Source organism: Candidatus Methylomirabilota bacterium, from assembly GCA_035764725.1.
Classification (GTDB): Bacteria; Methylomirabilota; Methylomirabilia; order Rokubacteriales; family CSP1-6; genus DASRWT01.
This window is the reverse complement of record DASTYT010000075.1, coordinates 1-6,558: the sequence shown is the minus strand read 5'-3', so window position 1 is coordinate 6,558 and position 6,558 is coordinate 1. Positions and strand designations below refer to the sequence as shown.

At 68.1% G+C, this 6,558-nt stretch carries 8 protein-coding genes; 7 read left to right on the top strand and 1 reads right to left on the bottom strand.

Annotated features, from left to right (window positions below; all coding sequences use genetic code 11):
- The coding region (locus VFX14_12430) for a hypothetical protein (protein ID HEU5190486.1) at nt 1–630 on the bottom strand (630 nt) is incomplete at its 3' end.
- Nucleotides 631–876: 246 nt separating this feature from the next.
- On the opposite strand from VFX14_12430, the gene VFX14_12425 reads away from it, so the two are divergent.
- The 7 genes from VFX14_12425 to dnaK all read left to right on the top strand — a co-directional run.
- Nucleotides 877–1,869: a hypothetical protein gene (locus tag VFX14_12425; GenBank protein HEU5190485.1), complete on the top strand. Its 993-nt coding sequence runs from the start codon at nt 877–879 to the stop codon at nt 1,867–1,869.
- Between the two features lie 111 nt (nt 1,870–1,980).
- On the top strand, nt 1,981–2,436 hold the full coding sequence (locus VFX14_12420) for an Rrf2 family transcriptional regulator (GenBank protein HEU5190484.1): 456 nt from the start codon (nt 1,981–1,983) through the stop codon (nt 2,434–2,436).
- Nucleotides 2,437–2,457: 21 nt separating this feature from the next.
- Nucleotides 2,458–3,684 (top strand): IscS subfamily cysteine desulfurase, encoded by a 1,227-nt coding sequence (locus VFX14_12415; GenBank protein HEU5190483.1) that lies wholly within the window; start codon nt 2,458–2,460, stop codon nt 3,682–3,684.
- 18 nt (nt 3,685–3,702) lie between these two features.
- Entirely contained in the window at nt 3,703–4,122 is a 420-nt protein-coding gene (gene iscU, locus VFX14_12410) for a Fe-S cluster assembly scaffold IscU (GenBank protein HEU5190482.1), read from the top strand.
- Nucleotides 4,123–4,146: 24 nt separating this feature from the next.
- A complete protein-coding gene (locus VFX14_12405) occupies nt 4,147–4,470 on the top strand; it encodes an iron-sulfur cluster assembly accessory protein (GenBank protein ID HEU5190481.1) in 324 nt (107 codons plus the stop codon).
- Nucleotides 4,471–4,538: 68 nt separating this feature from the next.
- Nucleotides 4,539–5,135 (top strand): Fe-S protein assembly co-chaperone HscB, encoded by a 597-nt coding sequence (gene hscB, locus VFX14_12400; GenBank protein ID HEU5190480.1) that lies wholly within the window; start codon nt 4,539–4,541, stop codon nt 5,133–5,135.
- On the top strand, nt 5,113–6,558 hold a 1,446-nt coding region (gene dnaK / locus VFX14_12395), incomplete at its 3' end, for a molecular chaperone DnaK (protein HEU5190479.1). The genes hscB and dnaK, both read left to right, overlap by 23 nt.

Below are 6,558 nucleotides of genomic sequence, written 5' to 3'. Positions count from 1 at the left end.
CGCCCGCGGCGCCGGCTCGCTCGGATACACGAACTCGAACAGCACGAGGTGGCTCAGGAGCAGACGCCAGTGGTCGCCGAAGCGGCGGAGCAGCCGCTCCCAGTCGAGGTCGTCGTGGCCGGCGCGGATCAGATGGGCGATGTCGGCGCCGTCGTACCGCTCGCGCTCGGCGACATAGGCCTTCGACCAGATCATCTCCTCGGGCGGGCACAGTCGCACCGGCACGCCCAGCACCGTGCCCGGCGTGCCGTACCGCATCCAGTCCTCGTCCACCTCCGCGATGCCGTTTCCCGAGCCGAAGATGAGGTCGACGAAGTCGCGCGCGGCGTACGCCTTGGCCAGCCAGTGCGGGAAGGGGACCTCGGTCTTGAAGCCCGCCGCGCGCAGCCGCTCGAGGGTGACGTCGAGGTCGCTGGGCAGGATAAAGATGTCGAGATCCTTCGTCCACCGCGCGATGCCGGTGTACCGCTCCATGGCGTACGCGCCGCCCACGACGTACGGCACACCCGCGCGCGCAAGGGCGACGAGCGCGCGACGATAGCGGCGCCGTGCGATCGCCGACTCCTGGCGTGGCTTGTGCCGGCGCAGAGGGCTGATGAAGCCGCTGGGTGGAGCGGGCGTAGGGGTCATGGACGGGATCGGTACAAGATCCATGCCTCTGGCTATCTCGCGGTGAGGGCAACCGTCTGCAGGGGTCGACACCTCATGCCTCGGCAGATCGGATAAGCCTTACCCGGTCGTGGCGACCGGGAGACCCATCGCCACTGACCGAATACACGCGCTCCTCCTTCCGAGGACGCAAGCGATGTGCCACGCAACGAAGGTCCTTTGCATTCGGTTGACTTGCTGGAGTGACTTTTCTATGTTGACCCGGCCATGAGCGACCTCCGCAAGGATCCCACGCGCGGTCAATGGGTGCTCGTTCGTCCGTCCGGCGCGGAGCGGGCGACCCAGTCCGAGTGCCCATTTTGCCCCGGCAACGAGCGCCTCACTCCGAGGGAGATCGCGTCGTATCGCAAGGACGGCTCGACCGCCAACAGTCCCGGGTGGTCGGTGCGGGTCATTCCGGAGGCGGATCCCTACTTCCGGATCGAGCTGCCCCTCGACCGCGAGGGCGTGGGCCTCTACGACAAGATCACGCCGCGCGGGGCGAGTGAGCTGATCATCGAGAGCCCACGCCACGACGAGACGCCGGGCGACATGCCGCTCCCGCAATGGGAGCAGGTGCTCTGGATGTACGGGGAGCGCATCCGCGATCTCAAGCGTGACCTCGCGATCCGCGATCTCCTCCTCACGCGCCGCCACCGCATCCCCGGCTCGCACATCACCCACCCGTACTCGCGCATCACGGCCATCCCGATCATCTTCGACGAGGTGCGCTACAAGCTGGACCAAGCCCGCGAGTACTACCAATACAAGCGCCGTTGCATCTACTGCGACATCGTCAGGCAGGAGCTGGCCGACGCCGAACGAGTGGTGCACGAGTCGGACCGCTTCCTGGCGGTGGTGCCCTATGCCGGACGAGCGCCCTTCGAGCTCTGGATCCTCCCCCGGCAGCACGCCGCCGCTTACGAGGACGCCCTGTCGGGCGACCTGGTGGCTGATCTCGCCAGGGTGATCTCGGGTTGCTTCAGTACGGTGGCGCGCGCGCTCGCCGACCCGTCCGTGGAGATGACGCTCTACACCGCCCCGAACCGAGGCGCCAAAGTCTTGGCCGGGGAGTGGGCCACGCTGGCGGACGATTATCACTGGCATATCGGGGTGATACCGGGGCCCGAGCGGGTCAAGCGGGTGGGGGGTATCTACGTGACGGACACCCCGCCGGAGGCCGCCGCCAGCCGGCTCCGAGACGCCTGGGCCCAGGGGTAGTCATCCCGCCCAACCCCCGGTCGATGCTTGACTTTCCCCTCGTACGGGGGCAAACTCCGACTAGAACGGTCGCCGATATAAATGGTCGGACTTAGGGGGACAGGAGCGGAGATGCTGCGGTTCACCAAGCGCGCGGACTACGGTCTGATGGCGATCCACTACATCGCCGCCCAGCCGGACGACACCGCGGTGAGCGCGAAGCGCATCGCCGAGGAGTTCAACATTCCGTCCGAGCTGCTGGCGAAGATCCTGCAGCGCCTGGCCAAGGGCAAGCTGATCGTGGGGCACAACGGCCCCAAGGGCGGCTATGTCCTGGCCCGCCCCCGTATCCAGATCACGGTGGGACAGGTGGTGCGGGCGCTGGAAGGACCCGTACGGATCGTGAGCTGCATGGTCGACGATCACTGTCCCCAGTACTCGCGCTGCAACCTGCGGCTGCCCGTGCAGAAGATTCAGGCGAGCATCAGCTCGCTGCTGGATTCCATGACCCTGGCCGAGCTGGCGTCGGCCGGTGCTCCGCCGGAGACCACGGTGGTGCCGGTGTCCGCGCTGACCACGGCCAGCTGATCGAGAGGGAGACGAGGTCACATGGCGTTGAAGCTGCCCATCTTCATGGATAGCCAGTCCACCACCCCGGTGGACCCGCGCGTGCTGGAAGCGATGCTGCCGTACTTCACCGAGAAGTTCGGTCATCCGGCCAGCCGCAATCACCCGTTCGGCTGGGAGGCGGAGGGCGCGGTGGACCGGGCCCGGGGCGCCATCGCCGGGCTCATCGGCGCGCGCGATCCCAAGGAGCTCGTGTTCACATCCGGGGGCACCGAGTCGATCAACCTCGGCCTCAAGGGCGTGGCCGAGATGTATCGCGAGAAGGGTAATCACATCGTCACCACCGTCATCGAGCAGCGGGCGGGGCTGGACGTATGCAAGCGGCTGGAGCGTCAGGGCTTCGAGGTGACCTATGTCCCCGTCGGCGCGGATGGGCTGGTGGATCCCGAGGCGCTGCGGGCCGTCCTCACGGACAAGACGATCCTGATCTCGGTGATGCTCGCCAACAACGAGATCGGCACCGTGCAGGACGCCGCGGCGATCGGCAAGCTCGCCAAGGAGAAGGGCATCGTGTTCCACACCGACGCCACCCAGGCGGTGGGCAAGGTCCCGGTGGACGTGGAGGCGATGGGTATCGACCTTCTCTCCTGCACCTCCCACATGCTCTACGGCCCGAAGGGCGTGGGCGCGCTCTACGTGCGGCGGAAGAATCCGCGGGTGCGCTTGGCCCCCATGATGGACGGCGGAGGCCACGAGCGGGGCATGCGGTCGGGTACCGTGCCGGTACCGCTGGCGGTGGGCTTCGGCGCGGCGGCGGAGATCTGCCGGCAGGTCATGCCCGAGGAGTCGGGGCGCCTGGGCGGCCTACGCGACCGGCTGCAGGACGCCATTCTCTCCAAGGTGGACGAGGCGTACCTCAATGGCCATCCGGAGCGGCGGCTGCCGCACAACCTCAACATCTCGTTCGCCTACGTGGAGGGCGAGTCGGTGTTGATGGGGCTCAACAAGGAAGTGGCGCTGTCCTCGGGCTCCGCGTGCACCTCCGCCACCCTCGAGCCGTCTTACGTGATCTCGGCACTGGGTGTGGACTCGGAGCTGGCCCACTCCTCGATCCGCTTCGGCCTCCATCGCTTCAGCACCGAGGAGGAGGTCGACTTCGTGGGACGGCGGACGGTGGAGGTCGTGACGCGGCTCCGCGAGATGTCACCCCTCTACGAGCTGGCCAAGGAAGGCGTCGATCTCAAGACCATCAAGTGGAAGGCCGAATAGGGAGGAGGCTCGGGAACCATGGCCTATAGCGACAAGGTCGTCGATCACTACAACAATCCCCGCAACGTGGGGTCCTTCACCAAGGACACTCCCGGGGTGGGGACGGGGCTCGTGGGCGCGCCCGAGTGCGGCGACGTCATGAAGCTCCAGATCAAGGTGAACGTCGAGACCGGGGTCATCGAGGACGCGAAGTTCAAGACCTTCGGCTGCGGTAGCGCCATCGCCTCGTCGAGCCTCGCCACGGAGTGGCTCAAGGGGCGCACGGTAGACGAGGCGGCGAAGATCAAGAACACCGACATCGTCAACGAGCTCAAGCTGCCCCCGGTGAAGATCCACTGCTCGGTACTCGCCGAGGACGCCATCAAGGCCGCGCTTGCCGACTACAAGGACAGGTGGAGCAAGAGCGAAGCCGTGGCGGAGCGGGGCGCGTCGCAATAACAGGCGGAGGAGGAGCGAACTCTCATGGCAGTGACGCTGACCGAGAAGGCGTCGAAGCAGGTCAAGAAGCTCATGGCGGAGCAATCGCAGCCAGTGTTCCTCCGCATGGGCGTGAAGGGCGGAGGCTGCTCGGGGCTGTCCTACGCGTTGGAGTTCGACACCGAGGTAGGAAAGCACGACAAGAAGTTCGAGCTCGACGGGGTGACGGTGGTGGTGGACACCAAGAGCTACCTCTATCTCAACGGCACCACGCTCGACTACGTGACCGAGGGGCTGCAGGGCGGCTTCACCTTCGTCAACCCGCAGGCCAAATCGAGCTGCGGCTGTGGGACCTCGTTCTCGGCCTAGTCCCGGCCCGGGGGCGCGGCGCACGACGGGCCCGGGCGGGCCCGTTCGCATTTTGTGAGCGAGAGACGATGGACGACTACTTCGCGGTGTTCGAACTACCCAGGAAGCTTACGGTGGACGGCGAGGCCCTCCGCCGACGCTTCTATGAGCTGAGCCGTGTCCACCACCCGGACTTCCACCAGGCGGCGGACGACGAGGCGCAGGCAGCGACCCTGGCACGCTCGGCGCTGGTGAACCGCGCGTACCGCGCGCTGCGCGACCCCATCGCGCGCGTCGAGTACCTGATCGCGCTGGAGGAAGGCCGGGACACGCGCGAGGGCGCGACAGGCCGGCCCAAGGCCCCGCGGGACCTGCTGGAAGAGATGCTGGAAGTGCAGGAGGCCCTCGAGGAGGCCCGCGCGGGCGAGCTCGACGGGCCGGCGCGCGAGCGCCTGCGCGGCGAGCGCGAGCGCCTGGCCGCGCGCCGGCAAGCGGAGGAAGACGCGCTGGTGGGCCGGGCGGCGGAGTGGGACGCCGCGCTGGATGCGGGCGGAGACCGCCAGGCGCTCCTCACGTGGTTCAAGGAGCGGTTGGCCGCGCGCGCCTATCTCCGCACCGTCATCGACGACCTGAGCGAAGCGCTCGGAGAGGATCAAGCGCAGCATGTCTCGCATCGTCGGCATTGATCTCGGGACGACCAACAGCCTGGTCGCCTACGTCGACCAGCACGGTGTCCCGCGCGTGATCCCGGACGCGGAGGGGCGAGCGCTCCTGCCGTCGATCGTCGCTTACACGCCGGCGGGCGTACTCGTGGGGGACGCCGCGCGCCGGCAGCTCGCGCGCCAGCCCGCCCGGACCGTCTACTCGGTGAAGCGCCTCATGGGGCGGGGCTACGAGGACGTACAGGACGAGCTGGGCCAGCTCCCGTTCCAGGTCGTGCCCGCGGCCGAGATCGTGCGCATCCGCATCGACGACCGGGAGGTCACCCCGCCGGAAGTGTCGGCTCAGGTCCTGCGGGCGCTGAAACAACGCGCCGAGGCGGCGCTGGGCGAGAAGATCGAGCGGGCGGTGGTGACCGTGCCCGCGTACTTCAACGACAGCCAGCGGCAGGCTACCAAGGACGCAGGGCGCATCGCCGGGCTCGACGTGGTCCGCATCGTCAACGAGCCTACGGCGGCATCGCTCGCCTACGGGCTTCAGCGCCGTGCCGAGGGCCTGATCGCCGTCTACGACCTGGGCGGCGGAACCTTCGACATCTCGATCCTGCGGGTGAAGGACGGCGTCTTCGAGGTGCTTGCCACGAACGGCAATACCCACCTGGGCGGCGACGACTTCGACCAGGCCCTGGTGAGCTGGCTGCTCGAGGACATCCGGACGGCCCACGGCGCCGATCTCGCACGCGACCCCGAGGCCCGGCAGGAGTTGCGCCTCGCCGCCGAGGCGGCCAAGTGCCGTCTGTCGTTCGAGGAGCGGAGCCACCTCGCCATCCCCTTCGCCGACTTCGTCTATCGCCGGGACCTCACGCGCGCCGACGTCGAGACGCGCATCGCCCCGTTCGTCGAGGCGACGCTGGGTCCGTGCCGCCAGGCCCTGAAGGACGCGGGCCTCTCGCGCGAGCAGGTCGACGAGGTGGTGCTCGTGGGCGGCTCCACGCGGGTGCCGCTGGTGCGGCGACGCGTGGAGGAGCTGTTTGGCAAGACCCCGCACAGCCAGCTCAATCCCGACGAGGTGGTGGCGCTCGGCGCGGCGGTGCAGGCGCAGATCCTCGCCGGCGGCATCACCGACATGCTGCTCCTGGACGTCACCCCGCTCTCCCTGGGCATCGAGACCCTCGGCGGCATCGTGAGCATCCTCATCGCGCGCAACACCACCATCCCGACCATGGCCAAGGAGCAGTTCACGACCTCGGTGGACGGGCAGACGGTGGTGGATCTTCACGTGCTGCAGGGCGAGCGAGAGCTGGCTCGGGACAACCGCTCGCTCGCCCGCTTCGAGCTGCGTGGCATCGAGCCCATGCCGGCGGGGATGCCCAAGATCGAGGTGACCTTCCTCATCGACGCCAACGGCATCCTGCAGGTCCAGGCCAAGGAGCTGCGCACGGGCAAGGTC

Bases quoted from the DNA above. Each gene is read 5' to 3' on its own strand.
- VFX14_12425 (HEU5190485.1), top strand. From the start codon at position 877: ATGAGCGACCTCCGCAAGGATCCCACGCGCGGTCAATGGGTGCTCGTT.
- VFX14_12405 (HEU5190481.1), top strand. From the start codon at position 4,147: ATGGCAGTGACGCTGACCGAGAAGGCGTCGAAGCAGGTCAAGAAGCTC.
- VFX14_12420 (HEU5190484.1), top strand. From the start codon at position 1,981: ATGCTGCGGTTCACCAAGCGCGCGGACTACGGTCTGATGGCGATCCAC.
- VFX14_12415 (HEU5190483.1), top strand. From the start codon at position 2,458: ATGGCGTTGAAGCTGCCCATCTTCATGGATAGCCAGTCCACCACCCCG.
- hscB (HEU5190480.1), top strand. From the start codon at position 4,539: ATGGACGACTACTTCGCGGTGTTCGAACTACCCAGGAAGCTTACGGTG.
- iscU (HEU5190482.1), top strand. From the start codon at position 3,703: ATGGCCTATAGCGACAAGGTCGTCGATCACTACAACAATCCCCGCAAC.